This window comes from Necropsobacter massiliensis, assembly GCF_000827595.2.
Lineage (GTDB): Bacteria > Pseudomonadota > Gammaproteobacteria > Enterobacterales > Pasteurellaceae > Necropsobacter > Necropsobacter massiliensis.
Map to the genome: position 1 here is coordinate 48,556 of NZ_LN776189.1, position 16,278 is coordinate 64,833.

Below are 16,278 nucleotides of genomic sequence, written 5' to 3' on the forward strand. Positions count from 1 at the left end.
TTTTATGACAAAATATAACCAACACTTCAAACAACAAGTGATTGAGTTTTATCTTCAAAATGACAAAAACCAATCTCTCACACGTCAGCATTTTCAACTGACAAGACAAACGCTTCGGCGGTGGATTGCACAATATAATCATAATGGAATCAATGGATTAACCGTTTTGAGCAGAAAACAAACTTATTCGCCTGAGTTTAAATTCTCTGTTGTGCAAGCGGTCAAAAATGGACAATTCTCTGCGGAAAATGCCGCGCTTCATTTTGGTATTGCGAACGCTGGGGTTATCAGCCAATGGTTGAAAGCAGTTGAAAAACAAGGTATAAACGGGCTTTTACCGAAGCCAAAAGGTCGTCCGGGTATGAAACCCAAATATCCTAAAATGCCACCGCCGCCCAAAACCGAAGAAGAACGTTTACGCTTTCGAATTTTAGAGCTTGAAGCGGAGAATGCTTATCTAAAAAAGTTGCAGGAGTTCAACCAACAAAAAATGCAGAAAAAGCAAGACTCGTAAAGGCATTACGGCTGGCATTTCCGTTGGACATTTTGTTGCCGTTAGTCGGGTTAAAACGCAGTACATTCTTTTATCATTTGTCTGAAAAAGTTGATAAAGATGCCGCAATTGAACAACAAATTATCGATATTTATCATGAAAATAAGGGAAATTACGGCTATCGTCGTATCTGCGTTGAATTGCGAAAATGGCTTGTTATCAACCATAAAAAAGTGCAAGCGATAATGCAAAAACTGGGGCTAAAAGGCAAATGCAAACGAAGAAAATACCGTTCTTACCAAGGCGAAGTGGGTAAAATTGCCCAAAATCTTTTACAACGTGATTTTGTTGCCAACGCGCCAAATGAAAAGTGGGTCACGGATGTTACGGAGCTGAAATGCGGGCAAGGGAAGCTCTATTTATCGCCAATTAAGGATTTATTTAACAGCGAAATCATCGCCTATGATGTGGCGAGATCCCCGAACTTTGAGCAGATTCAACGGATGATGGGACAAGCGATTGCAAGGCTTGATGGTGCAACGCCGATACTGCATTCTGACCAAGGCTGGCAGTATCAAATGACCGCGTATCAAAGCCTACTTAGCACGCATGGCATTCGCCAAAGTATGTCGAGAAAAGGAAATTGCCTCGATAACAGTGCGATGGAAAGCTTTTTCGGGCGGCTTAAAACGGAGTGCTATTTTGGCGAAAAGTTTGAGACTTTTGAGCAGCTTGAAGACAGAATTCACGAGTATATTCGTTACTACAATCATGAGCGTATTCAGGTGAAATTAAAAGGACTAAGCCCTGTGCAATACAGAACTCAGTCCTTGAACTTGAATTAATGAGTCTAACTTTTTGGGATGCAGATCAATTTATCTCGCTTTTTTGTCGTAGATACGTTGCAGTGATTTATTCTAATCTAAAATACATTTTATGTATACTATTCTGTTCCGGCTTAGTAGCTTTCAGTGCTTAGTAAGGCATAGTAGACGAAATAGTTGATAATTTTGCCTATCATGCCTCTGATTTATTAAGCAACCCCGAACACTTGCGTTTGAATATTGCTTTCGGCAATGATACGAAGTGCAGGTAAGGTGAATGCTTTTTAAATAAATTAAAAAATATCCATCGGCGCTGATTCTTTGCCTTTTACCGGAGGAAGCCAAGCGCTGCCTTGGATACAACGACTCCAGAGTAAGTCCGGGATGTCGTAGTGGTCCGCTTTATTCGGGTCAAGTTCGGGGACGATGTCGGCTTCACGTCCTGCAAGAATTAGGCTGGCGAAATTCGGGTTGACCATTACCGCTTTGCCGAGTGCGATAAATTCCGCCCAGCCGGTGTTGAATGCGTCTAGGGCTTTTTCAGCGGTGAGCAAATTGCCTACACCGATAAGCGGTAATTTGCCGTTAATGCGTTGGTGCAACAGTTCGATGCGAGTTTTGCTACTGTCAGCGCCTCGGCGCACTTGTTTGTAGAAATCCCACAAGGAAACGTGTACATATTGCAAAGGTTTTGTCACTAAGGCATCAATGAGCGCAAAGGTTTCCGTCATGGTCAATCCGTTTTCGCCCGGTTCTTCCGGCGAGAAACGGTAGCCTAGGATAAAATCAGGGCGGTTGTGGCGCGTGCGCACTTTTTGTATTTCGTCGATAATCGCCAACGGAAAACGTAAGCGATGTTCAATCGGACCACCCCATTGATCATTGCGTCGATTGCTTTGGGCGGAGACAAATTGCTGAATCAAATAGCCGTTTGCGCCGTGAATTTCCACGCCATCAAAGCCCGCACGCAGCGCTAAATCCGCCGCATGGGCAAAGGCTTGAATCAACGCTAAAATTTCCTGCTCGGTTAAGGCACGGCTGCCAGTGTCTTGATCCGCTGACGGCGCCACTTTATCCGCCTGATTGATTTCCGCAATAGCTTGCTTGCCGCCGTGATGAAGTTGCAAAATCGCTTTCGCCCTTTGTGTTTTCAAAAGTTGTGCTGTTTCTGTTAAGCTCGCTAGATTTGTTTCATCAATCGCTGCCGGTTGACCATGAAAGGCTTTCCCGCCGTCTGCCACAAGGGTGGCCGCCGTAATAAATAAGCCGATGTCCGTTGCGCGATGGCTTAAAAAATGGCGTTCTTGCTCACTCAAATTGCCTTTTTCATCGGAAGCAAAGTGAGTCATCGGTGCCACGGCTAAACGGTTTTTGATTTCTACCCCGTTGTTTAGGGTAAAGGGTTGAAATAAAGGGGAAAATTTTTCATTCATAAGATTGTTTCTCCGAGAAGTCTTGATTATTGCATCAAGCGCAATTTACATTGGTATAACTTATTGAAATAACTCATTAAGTTTATGTTGTAAATTTTGCTGCCAATTTGGCGTAATACGGTAATAAGTCCATTTTCCCGCACGCTGACTTTCCACTAAATTCGCCGTTTTAAGCGTATTTAAATAACTTGAAATCACTGATTGCGCCAGCCCCGATTTCTGTGCGATAAGCCCAACGCAAACCCAATGTTCATCTCGCATTTGTGGATCACAAGCGGTCGGCACGGAAAAATGCGCCGACGGATTATTCAGCCACAGCAAAATTTGTAATCGATGCTCGTTACCGAGCGCTTTAAAAGTTTCAATTAAGGTTTTCATGCTAGACATTATATCTATTTTTTTAGATATGTAAAATTTTGAGTGTTTATTTTCAAAATAGCGAAAAAAACGACCGCACTTTTTGTTTATAAGCGGTCATATTTTGTAAAAAATTTAGCTGTTTAGAAATAAATCGTCATTTTTGAAATAAGCGTAGCTGTAAGTGTTAAATGCCCTAACTTCAATTTTTTCATTGCTGCAAAATTACATTCTTTTTCAAATTCGGTAACTTCTGGTTTTGACGACGTTAATTTGGTGATATTTTTTATTTTTGTAGCGTTTCTTCGGTTAACATTAAGATGCCTTTATTTTGTAAAGCGTTGGTATATAGTTTTGTTATTTCTCCAGAGACTGATTGACGCCAGGTACGAAAGATAAGCGTTGCTGGCGCATGCTTTTAAACAGCGATTTGTTTCGCGGATAACTGTTTTCTCCAACCGATCACCGCCCATACCACGCTGCAACAATGCAAAGAATGGCACGCTTGCATTGATGTCCACGGTAAACATTTCCGCAAAGGCTTGGTAGCAGATGAGCGATTTTTGTTGGCGAGTGTATAGCCTAAAGGCATTGAGATTTTATCAAAACAAACGGTTTTGACGGCTTAACGTTGTATGTTTGGAATGATAAGCAAGGTGTGTAACGTTTTTGTGAACGTTTGGGAATGGTACCAATGAAAACTTTGCTTTTGTAAAAATTTCCATTCGCTAAAAGTCTTAGAAAAATAGAAAGTGATCAAATAAAATTAATTTGTGAAGAGCTTTATCTAGGAAAGCCAAGATGAAAAGGTTGATAATATTACTCATTGCAATCTCTGCATTAATTGCTTGCTATAGTTAAGAGAGAAATAGCAATATTGCCTGCTATGTTTGAAACACAGGCGGCATTTTTCATCACATTGTTTCCCATAGTTATCGCACCAAAAGGACGTTGAGCATAACGTCCACAACTTCACTCATCTCGCTGATACTTTTTCAATCATTCCATTTAATTTACCCTTGTCTATTAAGTTATTTCATAATTGAAATCTTTATTAAATCACGCCAATGTTTCAAGTACGATTGAAACTTTTTGGTTTAATGACAAAATGCCAACCATAAATAACGGATTCCAAGATGAAGAAAGATTTAATTTACCGCCAGAAATATCTTGAAACGGTACGTCCATTTATTAATAAGCGTTTGATTAAAGTGTTCACAGGGCAACGCCGTGTGGGGAAAAGTTATCTGCTGTTTCAGATTATGCAAGAAATTCAAGCCGCAGATGAAAATGCTCATATTATTTATATCAACAAAGAGATTTGGCATTTAGTCACATTGTAACCGCGGAAAATCTGAATAATTTTATACAAGAACAGAAAAAGAGCGGTCAAAAAAAAATTACATTTTTATTGATGAAATTCAAGAAATCACAGGCTTTGAGCAGACGTTACGTTCGCTTTTATTAGATGACGAATCGGATTTGTATTGCACAGGCAGCAATGCCCATTTGCTTTCTCGGGATATTGCAGGGGCGTTGAGTGGACGAGCGATTGAAATCAATGTCCATTCCCTTTCCTATTTTAAATTTCTGGAATTTATGCAGTTGGAAGAAGGCGATAAAGCGATGTCGTTATTTTTAAAATATGGCGGTTTGCCTTACTTGAAAGACCTGCCGCAACAAGACAACATCGTGTTTGAATATCTACGAAATATCTATTCCACTATTGCCATTCGGGATATTGTGAACCGTTATTCATTGCGAAATGTACAGTTTTTAGAACAACTTACGCAATTTTGGCAAGTAATATCGGCAATCTCTTTTCCGCCAAAAAAATCTCCGATTTTTTGAAATCGCAGAAAATTACCACGTCAAGCACGCAGGTGCAAAATTATACCGAATACCTTGCCAATGCCTTTCTAATTCACAAAGTGCCACGTTATGATATTGAAGGAAAACGCATTTTTGAGATTGGCGAAAAATACTACTTTGAGGATTTAGGTGTACGAAATGCCTTGATCGGCTATCGTGTGCAAGATCGTGGCAAACTGCTTGAAAACTGCATTTTCAATCATCTTCAAATCGCAGGTTACGAGGTCAAAATTGGCGGTTTAAACAGCCAAGAAATTGATTTTGTAGCCGAGAAAAATGGCGAACGCATTTATGTGCAAGCCACACTTACCATCAACGAAGAAAAACGCTCGAACGTGAATTTGGCAATTTGCTCAAAATTCAAGACAATTACCCGAAATATGTGGTGACGATGGATGAATTTGAGGAGAATACGTTTGAAGGGGTACAGTGTTTGAGTTTGAGAGCGTTTTTTAAAGGGATTTTGGATAATAAAAGCTAAGTAGAACAAACTTAAGAATTTTTGTCAATTTTTACACCTACTCAACCGTTAACGCCACTTCAACGCGTCTATCACTGCTCGTAACGCAGGCGAGACATTGCGGTGGGGGTAGTACAAATAAAGTGCGGGGAGCTTTTGCCCAAGTTCGCCGAAAGGTTTAATCAGCGTGCCACCTGCAAGTTCATCTTGCACCAAATCTTCGGGCAAATAGGCAATGCCTAAACCGTGCAGAGCGGCGGTTTTGGCGGGGTAATCGTCGTTGAAAATCCATTGTCCTTGCGGTTGAATTTTGACGATTTCGCCGCCGAGTTCAAATTCCCACTGATATTCACCGCCCGAACCAAGCCGATAGCCAATGCAGTTGTGCGCGGCTAAATCGGGTAGCTTTTGCGGTATGCCGTATTTTTCCAAATAGGCTGGGTTTGCCACCGCTGCCATCTTCATTTCATCAGAAATTTTCACGGCAATCATATTTTCGCCCACGTCCGACCCCAGCCGTACGCCTGCGTCAAAACCTTCTGCCACAATGTCCACAAAGCGGTTTTCGCTGATGATTTCCAGCCGAATTTGCGGATATTTTTGCTGAAAATGTGCCAATTTTGGAATGAGCAAAGTTTGCACCACAGGCAACCCAGCGGTGATTTTCACCAGTCCGCTGGGCGTGCTGCGATAGTGTTCCAGCAAGGCTAATTCGTTGTTGAGCTTGGAAAAACTCTGTTCTGCGGTACGAAAAAGCTGCTCGCCTGCTTGGGTGAGCGAGACGGTGCGTGTCGTACGTTGAAAAAGCTGCACGCCCAGCCGTTCTTCCAACAGGCGAATGGTTTTGGACAATGCAGGCGGCGACACACCCAATTTCGCCGCCGCACGGGTGAAATTGCGTTCTTGTGCAGCGATAAGAAAGGTGTGCAAGTCGTTGTAGTTTTCTTTGGTCATAGGAGTTTTATTAATTTCTCGTAGGGACAGGCTTTATGCCAGTCCTAAATATGTTCAATATCGCAACGAACAGGGATAAACCCTGTCCCTACAAATTATTAACCCTTTGTTCATATTGTGTCAACTTTTTTGCGTATTATCATTTTATTTTTAACCCGTATAATGCACCATATCAACCGCAAGCGGTCAAATTTTTGAGACATTTTGCAAACATTCATCAGCATAAGGAAACTTTATGAAACTTAAAAAACTTACCCAAACATTACTTTTAACTTCAACTTTTATCGGAGCAACCGCAATGGCAAACCCAATTATCCCAGCAACACAAATTGACGTGCCTGCACAACATATTCAATTAACACAAGAATGGGACAAAATTTTCCCGAAATCAGACAAAGTCGATCATCACAAAGTCACCTTTAAAAACCGCTATGGCATTACGTTGGTGGGCGATTTATATGTGCCGAAAAACTTGAAAGCAGGCGAAAAAGTGCCAGCGATTGCGGTATCAGGGCCTTTCGGGGCGGTGAAAGAACAAACTTCGGGTTTGTATGCCCAAACTTTGGCAGAACGTGGCTTTGTCACTATCGCCTTTGACGGCTCGTTCACAGGCGAAAGTTCAGGCTTGCCACGCAATGTGCCATCGCCTGAAATCAACACCGAAGATTTCTCGGCGGCGGTGGATTATTTAGGTTCATTAGACAATGTCAATCGTGATGAAATTGGTGTTTTAGGTATCTGTGGTTGGGGCGGTTTTGCTTTAAATGCGGCAGTGTCCGACCCACGAATTAAAGCGGTAGCTGTCAGTACAATGTACGATATGACCCGTGTGGCAGCGAACGGCTACGAAATCAAAATGCAAGCGAACGCAGACGGCTCTTACGACCGTGCGAACGCCCAAAGTGCGGAGGCTCGCTACAATATGAAATTGGCGATGAGCAATGCTCGTTGGGAAGCCTCGCAAAACGGCTATGCGGACTTGCTGCCAGCCAACAACCTTGATCCGAAAAAAGATTTCACCGCCGAAACGCCAAAATTTATCAAGGAATATGCGAATTTCTACCGCACCGAACGTGGCTACCACCCACGCAGCGTAAACTCAAACCCAGAAGGCTCGTGGACAACCACCAGTATGTTGCCGCTGATCAATATGCCAATTTTGAAATACGCCGCCGAGCTGAAAGCCCCAGCGTTGGTGGTACACGGCGAAATCGCCCACAGCCGCTACTTCGGCGAAGACGCATTTAAAGCGTTGGGCAGCCAAGATAAAGAGTTGTATATCGTGCCAAACGCAACCCACACGGATTTATACGACAACGTAGCAGGCAAAATTCCGTTTGATAAATTTGAACAATTCTTCAAAGCGAAATTGCAATAAAAAAGTGCGGTCGGATTTTGGGGTGATTTGCAAATTTGCCGAAAATTTGACCGTTTAAAACAAAAAGCTACCAGAATTGATTTCGGGTAGCTTTTTATTCGCCCTCAAACTCAAACGGATTGAGCAGCGGCACGCCTGTTCGTTCAAAATCAGTGGTGTTGCGGGTGACTAAAATCAAGCGGTGTTCTAAGGCGGAGCTGGCGATCCAAGCGTCATTTTCAGGGGCGTAGTCGGGAATATGCAGCTTGGCACAGATTTCAGCGGTGCGAGCGGTGATGGGGAGAATGCGATTTTGCAAAAATTGGTTGAAAAATGTTGTTTTCCAAAGGCGTAAATTTTTGCCTTGCACAGGGTCTTTGCGTTCCATTGCCAACACGCCACGTTCAATTTCCATTGCAACGGTGGCATTAATAAAAATTTGTTCCGTGTTTTGCTGGGCAAACCAACGCACCACATTTTGATTTGCCTTGCCGCTTTTTACTTTTCGTAGCTCGCTAACCACATTGGTATCCAACAAAAACATCAGATTTCTCCCCAATCAATCTCTGGGCGTTGTGCTTTGCTTCTTGGCTGCAACGGCAAATCAATATCGGCAACATCGGGGTGTTCAAGCGACATCAAGGCTTCCAATGTACTTTGTGCAGGTTTTCGCTGCAGATATTCTTCAAACTTCATCAACACAAACGCTGGCTTGCCACGATTGGTAATAATCACAGGCGCATTTTGGGCGTGTTTTTGGGCTAAACCTGTGTTTTGATTAAACTCTCGGCTGGTCATAATCGTCATTTTCGGCTCCTTTTTAATCAATGTATAAAAGTAGCGACAATTATAACGCAAAAAATAGACACTGCAAGCGGTTGGATTTTGGGCGGTTTTGTAAAAAAATTAAACTATAACGGAAACTTTTCGAATAATCAAAAAATATTTCAAGTATAGTTGAAACTTTTTTTATTTTTCGTTAAAGTTCCAGCTATATTTTTTATTTGGCAAACGAAATGAAAAAAGATCTGATTATCCGAAAACACTACTTAGAAGCCGTCCGCTCTTTTATTGGCAAACGTTTGATTAAGGTATTTACTGGGCAACGCCGCGTGGGCAAGAGCTATTTGCTGTTTCAAATTATGCAAGATATTCAGGCACAAGACAGCCAAGCGAATATTGTTTATATCAACAAAGAAGATTTAGCCTTTTCGCACCTTAAAACGGCACAAGATTTGGCGGATTTTGTGCTGGCAGCAAAAAAGAGTGGTCAAAAAAATTATATTTTTATTGATGAAATTCAAGAAATTAGCGATTTTGAACAAGCCCTGCGTTCGCTGCTACTAGATGATGAATTGGATTTATATTGCACGGGCAGCAACGCCCATTTGCTATCGCAAGACATTGCGGGGGCGTTAAGCGGCAGGGCGATTGAAATTAACGTCCATTCCCTTTCTTATCCTGAATTTTTGCAATTTATGCAGTTGGAAGATAGCGATAAAGCCTTGTCGCAATTCTTAAAATATGGCGGTTTGCCTTATCTTAAAGATTTGCCTTTGCAAGATCATATTGTGTTTGAATATTTACGAAATATTTATTCCACCATTGCGGTAAGAGATATTGTGAACCGTTATGCTTTGCGAAATGTGCAGTTTTTAGAACAATTAACGCAATTTTTTGCCAGCAATATTGGCAATCTTTTCTCCGCTAAAAAAATAAGCGATTATTTAAAATCTCAACGTATTTCCGCCAATTCAACTCAAGTACAAAATTATGCAGAATATTTAGCCAATGCCTTTTTAATTCACAAAGTACAACGCTATGATATTGAAGGAAAACGTATTTTTGAAATTGGCGAAAAATATTATTTTGAAGACTTGGGGCTACGCAACGCCCTTATCGGCTACCGCGTACAAGAACGCGGCAAACTATTAGAAAACACCATTTTCAACCACCTGCAAATTGCCGGTTTTAATGTCAAAATCGGCGGTTTGAACAATCAGGAAATCGACTTCGTCGCCGAGAAAAACGGCGAGCGGATTTATGTACAGGCAACACTGACCATCAACGAAGAAAAAACCTTAGAGCGAGAATTCGGCAACCTGCTGAAAATCGGGGACAATTACCCGAAATACGTCGTTACCATGGACGAATTTGACGGGAACAGTTTTGAAGGGGTGAAGTGTTTGAGTTTGAGGGGGTTTATTGGGGAGATACTTGAAGATAAGAAAGAATAATTTATATACCTTAATTATAGGCTTTAGACACAATTCAAATATTTTTCAATATAGTTTATTGAAATAAGCGGAGGATATATGAAATTACACTCAATGAGAATATCTAACTTCCAAAGTTTTGGAGATAATCCAACAGAATTATCTTTTGAAGATATAACCTATTTAATTGGTCCTAATGGTTCTGGCAAAACTGCTGTTCTACAAGCATTATGTCGATTATTTGCTTTTGACCCCTACCAGCGCAGAATCAAAAGTTCTGACTTTCATATTCCTCAAGATGAATCTTCAATTCCTGAACAAAGACAGCTATATATTGAAGCAGATTTTATTTTGCCAGAAACATCAATAGATACTGATAATTCGACAGTCCCACCTTTCTTTAATCACATGAGAATGGAAGATATAGATGATTCCCCATGCGTACGTTATCGCCTAAGTGCAACAATGGATGATATAGGTGAAATAGAAGAAAAATTTGAATATGTATTAGATCAAGAAGGAAAAAATACTAAATTAGTTCCTAAATCTGAAAGAAATTCAATTCAGGTACATTATTTGCCCGCTCAAAGAAATCCTTCAGATCACATTTCCTACAATACAAATGCCCTATTAGGCCGATTATTAAGAGCAATAAATTGGGAAAATGAACGAGAGAATATAAAAGCTTTAACTGAACAAATTAATTCTTCTCTTGAAAACAATTCCTCTATTAGGTTTATTAGTGATTCTCTAAAAAATATCTGGAGTATTGTGCATAAAGGAACTTATTTTAAAGAACCAAAAATTTCCTTTGTCCATTCTGAAATGGAAAGTATTTTGCGCCATATGTCTGTTTCATTTACGCCTGGACATGATAATAATATTGTTGATTTTTCTCGATTAAGTGATGGGCAAAAATCCATGCTCTACCTTTCATTGGTTTTAACATCTCAAACTATTTACCACGCTATACTAGAGGAAGGGAATAATTCATTTGACATTCAAAAACTACGTCCTCCTATTTTCACTTTAATTGCCTTAGAAGAACCCGAAAATAGTTTATCTCCACATTATTTGGGAAGAGTAATCGAAGCATTAAAACAAATAACTCAAAATAATGATGCTCAGGCTATTATTGCAACTCACGCACCAACGATATTGCGTCGGGTTGAGCCTGAACATATTCGGTATTTACGTTTAGATAATTCGAGAACAACACTTATCAAAACTATTCATTTACCTGATAAAAAAGACGAAGCGCATAAATTTGTTCGAGAAGCTGTTCAAGCTTTTCCTGAAATATATTTTTCACGTTTAGTGATATTAGGCGAAGGAGACAGTGAGGAAATTGTGTTGCCAAGAATTTTAAATGCCAAAGAAATTCCGGTTGATGCCTCCGCTATCACGATAGCGCCTTTAGGCGGACGGCATGTTAATCACTTTTGGAGATTGCTTTCTCAATTGGAAATACCATACATTACTTTATTGGATTTGGATATTGCTAGATTTGGTGGTGGTTGGGGGAGGATAAAGTATGTCAATAGGGAAATGAATAAATATTCAAAATTAGCCTTTCTCAAAGAAGATACTATTCCCGATTGGGATGATCAACGTTTCCTAAGAGAAAATCATTTTTATAATGATCAAAACCAGCAATCTCAAGATATTTTCTTTGCATTAGAAAATAGAGGGGTATTTTTTTCTGAACCAATGGATCTTGATTTCTCAATGCTTAAAGCTTTCCCTGCTAAATACAATCTAATTGATAATGGGGTATTACCTGACTCTGATTCACATCTGCTAAGTTCTGTCCTTGGTAAAAGCCACCATAATCCAGAACAATATACCGAAGATGAAAGAAAACTCTTTGCCAGCTATCATAAATTATTCAAATTAGGAAGTAAGCCAGTTAATCATATTCAAGCATTAGCAAATTTAACAGATGAAGAATTATTAACTAGCATGCCTGCTTCGCTGTCTCGTCTGGCTGACTGCGTAAAATCTAAATTACAAGAGATACCCGAATGATTTCAATTGAACAATGGCAACCGGCCGATGGATTGGTCTTAGAACCCAATGCATTGCGAGCTGTAAAAGAAACGAAAAAATGTCTGGCCTTAACGGCCGGACCTGGGGCAGGAAAAACAGAAATGTTAGCGCAACGGGCTGATTTTCTCTTCCGCACAGGAGTTTGTCGTTATCCTAAAAGAATTTTAGCTATTTCTTTTAAGGTTGATGCAAGTACAAATTTAAAAGAGCGTGTTAAACGAAGATGTGGTTATGAACCAGCGACACGTTTTGATAGTTATACGTTTCATGCCTTTGCAAAACGAATTATCGATCGTTTTCGCGTTGTTTTGACAGGCGATAATGCGCTGGATGCTGATTATTCTATAGGTGAACATAGAATTACAAACAAGCAAATTACCTTTAATGACCTAGTTCCGTTTGCGATTGAAATTTTGCAGCATTCTGATATTGCAAAAAATGCGATTAGACAAACTTATTCCGATGTGTTTTTAGATGAGTTTCAAGACTGTACTAATCTTCAATATGATTTAATAAAATTAGCATTTCAAGGAACTTCTGCACGTCTAACCGCTGTTGGTGATACCAAGCAAAAAATTATGGGATGGGCGGGTGCATTGGAAGGAATATTTAATACTTTTTCTCAAGATTTTTCTGCCACCGCACTAAATATGTATCGAAATTTTAGATCCAAGCCCAACTTATTAAAACTACAAAATAAAATAATAAATATAATGGATCCAAGTTCTATAATGCCTGATAACTTGATTATTGGAAACGATGGCGAAATTATTCCTTATGAGTTCTGTGATGAGAAAGAAGAAGCAATAAAATTAGCTGATCTTATTGAAAATTGGAAATCCGAAGAAAAAATTCCTTTATCTGAAATTGCGATCTTAGTTTCCAAGCAAGCTGATATATATGCAGCTGCTATCATGCAAGAATTAGATAAAAAAGGTATTCCATATAGAAACGAACAACAATTGCAGGACATTACAGCTGAGCCATTAGCTAGATTAATGGTTGATTATTTATTGTGTTTTTACGGAGAAAAAGAGTCTGCTGCATGGACTCGTTTGCAGGAGCAATTAACGCCGTTTATTGATGATGAAGAATTAGAATTTAGTAAGAAAATTTATTTCCAAGAATTCTTTTCCGAACAAAAAAGAAAAGTTAAAAACATGGAGAAAAACAGCGAAAAATATTCTGACTGGATGGAGAGAATTCAAGATTTTTTAAATAAAATAAGTCCTGAAACAATTATAGCCTTATCACAAGAATATGAATCTGAATCAAGACGTAATGAAATAATAGCAATGACCCGAGCTAAAATTGCTGAATCATTAAATAAAGAGGAAAATTTAATAAAGGTACTAAAATCGTTTTCTGATAATCATGCTGTTAGGATTTTAACTATCCATAAAAGTAAGGGATTAGAATTTCATTCTGTCATTATGTTGGCGGTTGAAAAAGAAATATTTTGGGGAAAACCTGATGAAGAACGATGTGCATTTTTTGTTGGTGTATCACGTGCTAAACAACGATTAGTTGTAACTTACTCTTCAAAGAGACAAAAACCACCAGAATATTCAAATAGATGGAATGCTGATAGACATAAACATGCTGAATACTGGGAATATTTGTAATTCTTTCAAAGGTCGTCTGAAAATTTTCAGACGACCTTTCCTTTATCCCCGTCCCAAAAATGCGGTCATTTTCTCCGGTGTTTTCCCATTTCTTCAGTCCTACCCCCTTCGACGGGGTACAACCTGATAACATCCTTTACATTCTAACCCAAAGGCATCATTTACATTTTACTTGTAAACTTATCATCAAAATCCCCGTGGAGATTGATGATGCTTGGTTAGAGACGAATGCTATGCAACAGCGTGTACAATTTATTCAAGCGTGGCTAAGCCGACGCTACACTAAAATCGAACTATGTCAGCAGTTCAACATAAGCCATCCGACGGCAGATAAATGGATTAAACGCCACGAACAAGTGGGGTTTGAGGGCTTAAGCGAGCTGTCTCGCAGGCCTCATCATAGCCTCAATGCCATGCCGCAATGGATTTGCGACTGGCTGATTAGTGAGAAGTTAAAGTACCCCAACTGGGGCGCTAAAAAGCTGATCGACGCACAAGTGCAGCAGCAATTGGACTTGAATTTGATGCGCCGATTCACTTAACTCGAGCGTTTTTGCCCGCTTTGCGTGCGAAAAAATCGGGCGTGATTGTGTTCATCACCAGCATCGGCGATCGCGTCGGCTTTGCCTCGGGCGTGATGTACCACGCAGCGAAATTCGGCTTGGAAGGCTTTGCCGAAGCCCTTTCGCAGGAAATCGCGGATTTCGGCATTAAAACCGTCATCGTCGAGCCGGGTTCGATGAAAACCAATTTTATGGGCAATTTAAACTGGACGGCGGAAAGCGAAGCCTATCAAGGCACGACCGTCGCCTAAATGCGCGCCTACATTGCCGAACACGGCGAAGCCAACATCTCGGGCGACCCGCAAAAAATCGCGGCGGCGGTGTACGATTTGACCCAACAGGCAAACCCGCGCCTGCGTACCGCACTCGGCAGCGACACTTACGCCACCTTGGAACAGGCGTATGCCAAGCAGTTGCAGACATTGCAAGAGCAGGAAGAATTGGCAGTGTCGGTCGTCATGGAAGGCAAAGCGGGCTTTATGCCGAACAGTTGATTGAAAAACGTTTGGAAAAATGACCGCACTTTTTGCGTTCATAAAAAGGTCGTCTGAAAACTAAAACAGGTTTTCAGACGGCATCTTAGGTATATCAGTTTAAATAATCTTCAATCTTTATTTTTACCCAAATGCGGATACAATGTATCAAAACGGTTCATTTCTTCTTTTATAAACGGATAAGGCGAATCCAAACGTTGCCAGATTTTTGGGATGAGAATCCGCACCACGCCAACATACCACGCCACCATTAACGCTGCACCGATGGCATAGTCATACCAATGTGCTAAGTGATTGATTTCAATGTAATAAATGTAGGCAGTCATAATCGGCAGGTGTCCGAATAAAGTCGTGGCTAAACCTGAATTGTAGTAAGTTTTGAGCATAACGTTGTTTACCACGCCGTGTATCAAAAGTTGTGCCACGCCGCCGAATAAAATCGGCATTAAGCCAAACCAAATTTGGTTGGGGAAAAAGACAGGCGTGAGATACATAAAAATTGCCGTGCCGTAATTGATCCACAACGCCGACATTTGATTGAGCGGATAGCGGTCGGGCTGCGGGCTGTTTTTCATCGCAAACATCGTGTTGGCAAATTTTGGAAATCCACCCGGAAAACCAAATTCTTCAAAAAAATGTAGAAAAATTACACCCAAATTCAGCAACGCCAACGCTTGCAAAAAGTGCCAATGTTGCCACGTTAAAGCGGTGAATAACATAATTAATAAGCCAATCGGCAGGCTGATTTTGTACCAGTTTTTTAATAGAAAGTGCATTTTTTGCTCCTTAAAGTTTACATAACTCGTTAATTTTCTTAAATTTTTCGTATTGCTCATCGGTGATCGGATAAGGCGTGTTTTTGTCTTTCAAGATTTGCACGGGCGCAATCGTGGTTATGAGCAGCAAGCCGACAAAGCCACCAACGCCTGCCGCCCAATGCCAGCCTGAAACAAAATCGTGGTGGGCGACAAAATAAAAATAGTAGAGCGAAATCGGGATAAATAGGAAAATCACAGAGGCAAGTCCGGGATTGTACCACGTTTTCAAGGCTTTATTCATCTGAATGCCGTGTCCGACAAATTGAAACAGGTTAAAACACATCGTGCCAACGCCGAGCCACGTCCAATCAGGGCGGAAAATCGCCACGATATAGGCGATATGCGCCAGCGTATTCACCCACATTGACGAATGCATATTACCCGGATAACGCAGGAAATTTTCACGCTCGTTGAAAGTCGCCAAATTGATAATCACAGGTGCACCGCCGGGTAAAACGTACTCTTCAAATTGGTGAATCAAGAGCGACATAAAACTTGCCGTCAGAATAATTTGAATCGGCGTGAGCGAATGCACGCCCCAAAACATCATATAAAACGACATCGCAATAAAAACGGGAAAAGTTAGCCTAAACCAGTTGTTGCGGTAGAAATGGAAAAATTTTTTCATAATGTATTCAATAAATATTTATGTTTAAAAGTGAGATAAGTTTAGTCGTTGTAAATAAAAGACGCTACCGTCAATATGGCTTAATCCGCTAAGATAACAATATAGATTGGAAAATTTGTATGCTTAACTTGGCAA

General features: G+C 40.5%; 15 protein-coding genes and 1 pseudogene. 9 read left to right on the forward strand and 7 right to left on the reverse strand.

From position 1 onward, the window contains the following. Positions 1 to 4: 4 nt before the first annotated feature. A protein-coding gene (locus tag BN3349_RS08870) for an IS3 family transposase (protein WP_101430490.1) occupies positions 5 to 1,338 on the forward strand; the annotation gives its coding sequence in 2 pieces (ribosomal slippage) (positions 5 to 458 and positions 458 to 1,338; 1,335 coding nt in all). 272 nt (positions 1,339 to 1,610) lie between these two features. Here the strand turns inward: BN3349_RS08870 and BN3349_RS08875 are convergent. Both BN3349_RS08875 and BN3349_RS08880 read right to left on the reverse strand, forming a co-directional pair. Next, positions 1,611 to 2,750, reverse strand: coding sequence for an NADH-dependent flavin oxidoreductase (locus BN3349_RS08875; protein WP_040976945.1), 1,140 nt, complete (start codon positions 2,748 to 2,750; stop codon positions 1,611 to 1,613). A gap of 60 nt (positions 2,751 to 2,810) precedes the next feature. After that, a complete protein-coding gene (locus tag BN3349_RS08880; RefSeq protein WP_082024901.1) occupies positions 2,811 to 3,137 on the reverse strand; it encodes an ArsR/SmtB family transcription factor in 327 nt (108 codons plus the stop codon). A 1,106-nt stretch (positions 3,138 to 4,243) separates the two neighbouring features. Here BN3349_RS08880 and BN3349_RS12290 point away from each other — a divergent pair. Continuing rightward, a pseudogene (locus tag BN3349_RS12290) lies at positions 4,244 to 5,460 on the forward strand (ATP-binding protein). 48 nt (positions 5,461 to 5,508) lie between these two features. Here BN3349_RS12290 and BN3349_RS08905 read toward each other — a convergent pair. Further along, positions 5,509 to 6,393 (reverse strand): LysR family transcriptional regulator, encoded by an 885-nt coding sequence (locus BN3349_RS08905; RefSeq protein ID WP_040976947.1) that lies wholly within the window; start codon positions 6,391 to 6,393, stop codon positions 5,509 to 5,511. Between the two features lie 235 nt (positions 6,394 to 6,628). On the opposite strand from BN3349_RS08905, the gene BN3349_RS08910 reads away from it, so the two are divergent. Then, a complete protein-coding gene (locus BN3349_RS08910) occupies positions 6,629 to 7,771 on the forward strand; it encodes an alpha/beta hydrolase (RefSeq protein WP_040976948.1) in 1,143 nt (380 codons plus the stop codon). 94 nt (positions 7,772 to 7,865) lie between these two features. Here the strand turns inward: BN3349_RS08910 and BN3349_RS08915 are convergent, their stop codons facing one another. Together BN3349_RS08915 and BN3349_RS08920 are read right to left on the reverse strand one after the other, a co-directional pair. Next, positions 7,866 to 8,294 carry a type II toxin-antitoxin system VapC family toxin gene (locus tag BN3349_RS08915; RefSeq protein WP_040976949.1) on the reverse strand — a complete coding sequence of 143 codons (429 nt, stop codon included), beginning with the start codon at positions 8,292 to 8,294 and terminating at the stop codon, positions 7,866 to 7,868. Further along, positions 8,294 to 8,557 (reverse strand): type II toxin-antitoxin system prevent-host-death family antitoxin, encoded by a 264-nt coding sequence (locus tag BN3349_RS08920; protein WP_040976950.1) that lies wholly within the window; start codon positions 8,555 to 8,557, stop codon positions 8,294 to 8,296. Before BN3349_RS08920 ends, BN3349_RS08915 begins: the two co-directional genes overlap by 1 nt. A 209-nt stretch (positions 8,558 to 8,766) precedes the next feature. Here BN3349_RS08920 and BN3349_RS08925 point away from each other — a divergent pair, with 209 nt between their 5' ends. From BN3349_RS08925 to BN3349_RS08950, 6 genes are all read left to right on the forward strand, one after another. Beyond that, positions 8,767 to 9,987: an ATP-binding protein gene (locus tag BN3349_RS08925; RefSeq protein WP_040976951.1), complete on the forward strand. Its 1,221-nt coding sequence runs from the start codon at positions 8,767 to 8,769 to the stop codon at positions 9,985 to 9,987. 78 nt (positions 9,988 to 10,065) lie between these two features. After that, positions 10,066 to 11,994: an ATP-dependent nuclease gene (locus BN3349_RS08930; RefSeq protein ID WP_040976952.1), complete on the forward strand. Its 1,929-nt coding sequence runs from the start codon at positions 10,066 to 10,068 to the stop codon at positions 11,992 to 11,994. After that, entirely contained in the window at positions 11,991 to 13,640 is a 1,650-nt protein-coding gene (locus BN3349_RS08935) for a UvrD-helicase domain-containing protein (RefSeq protein WP_040976953.1), read from the forward strand. The genes BN3349_RS08930 and BN3349_RS08935 overlap by 4 nt, the downstream gene beginning before the upstream one ends. 233 nt (positions 13,641 to 13,873) lie before the next feature. After that, positions 13,874 to 14,182: a helix-turn-helix domain-containing protein gene (locus BN3349_RS08940; protein ID WP_082024909.1), complete on the forward strand. Its 309-nt coding sequence runs from the start codon at positions 13,874 to 13,876 to the stop codon at positions 14,180 to 14,182. An 11-nt stretch (positions 14,183 to 14,193) separates the two neighbouring features. Beyond that, positions 14,194 to 14,454 carry an SDR family NAD(P)-dependent oxidoreductase gene (locus BN3349_RS08945; RefSeq protein WP_052461934.1) on the forward strand — a complete coding sequence of 87 codons (261 nt, stop codon included), beginning with the start codon at positions 14,194 to 14,196 and terminating at the stop codon, positions 14,452 to 14,454. Beyond that, positions 14,455 to 14,697: a Rossmann-fold NAD(P)-binding domain-containing protein gene (locus BN3349_RS08950; RefSeq protein ID WP_052461935.1), complete on the forward strand. Its 243-nt coding sequence runs from the start codon at positions 14,455 to 14,457 to the stop codon at positions 14,695 to 14,697. 110 nt (positions 14,698 to 14,807) lie between these two features. On the opposite strand, the gene BN3349_RS08955 is transcribed toward BN3349_RS08950, so the two are convergent. Further along, positions 14,808 to 15,473 (reverse strand): HXXEE domain-containing protein, encoded by a 666-nt coding sequence (locus BN3349_RS08955; protein WP_048736409.1) that lies wholly within the window; start codon positions 15,471 to 15,473, stop codon positions 14,808 to 14,810. A 10-nt stretch (positions 15,474 to 15,483) separates the two neighbouring features. After that, a complete protein-coding gene (locus BN3349_RS08960) occupies positions 15,484 to 16,143 on the reverse strand; it encodes an HXXEE domain-containing protein (RefSeq protein WP_040976954.1) in 660 nt (219 codons plus the stop codon). Positions 16,144 to 16,278 lie beyond the last annotated feature (135 nt).

Coding starts and splice junctions, on each gene's coding strand:
- BN3349_RS08880 (WP_082024901.1), bottom strand. CDS start 3,137: ATGTCTAGCATGAAAACCTTAATTGAAACTTTTAAAGCGCTCGGTAAC.
- BN3349_RS08935 (WP_040976953.1), top strand. CDS start 11,991: ATGATTTCAATTGAACAATGGCAACCGGCCGATGGATTGGTCTTAGAA.
- BN3349_RS08875 (WP_040976945.1), bottom strand. CDS start 2,750: ATGAATGAAAAATTTTCCCCTTTATTTCAACCCTTTACCCTAAACAAC.
- BN3349_RS08925 (WP_040976951.1), top strand. CDS start 8,767: ATGAAAAAAGATCTGATTATCCGAAAACACTACTTAGAAGCCGTCCGC.
- BN3349_RS08930 (WP_040976952.1), top strand. CDS start 10,066: ATGAAATTACACTCAATGAGAATATCTAACTTCCAAAGTTTTGGAGAT.
- BN3349_RS08915 (WP_040976949.1), bottom strand. CDS start 8,294: ATGTTTTTGTTGGATACCAATGTGGTTAGCGAGCTACGAAAAGTAAAA.
- BN3349_RS08940 (WP_082024909.1), top strand. CDS start 13,874: ATGCAACAGCGTGTACAATTTATTCAAGCGTGGCTAAGCCGACGCTAC.
- BN3349_RS08910 (WP_040976948.1), top strand. CDS start 6,629: ATGAAACTTAAAAAACTTACCCAAACATTACTTTTAACTTCAACTTTT.
- BN3349_RS08955 (WP_048736409.1), bottom strand. CDS start 15,473: ATGCACTTTCTATTAAAAAACTGGTACAAAATCAGCCTGCCGATTGGC.
- BN3349_RS08950 (WP_052461935.1), top strand. CDS start 14,455: ATGCGCGCCTACATTGCCGAACACGGCGAAGCCAACATCTCGGGCGAC.
- BN3349_RS08960 (WP_040976954.1), bottom strand. CDS start 16,143: ATGAAAAAATTTTTCCATTTCTACCGCAACAACTGGTTTAGGCTAACT.
- BN3349_RS08920 (WP_040976950.1), bottom strand. CDS start 8,557: ATGACGATTATGACCAGCCGAGAGTTTAATCAAAACACAGGTTTAGCC.
- BN3349_RS08905 (WP_040976947.1), bottom strand. CDS start 6,393: ATGACCAAAGAAAACTACAACGACTTGCACACCTTTCTTATCGCTGCA.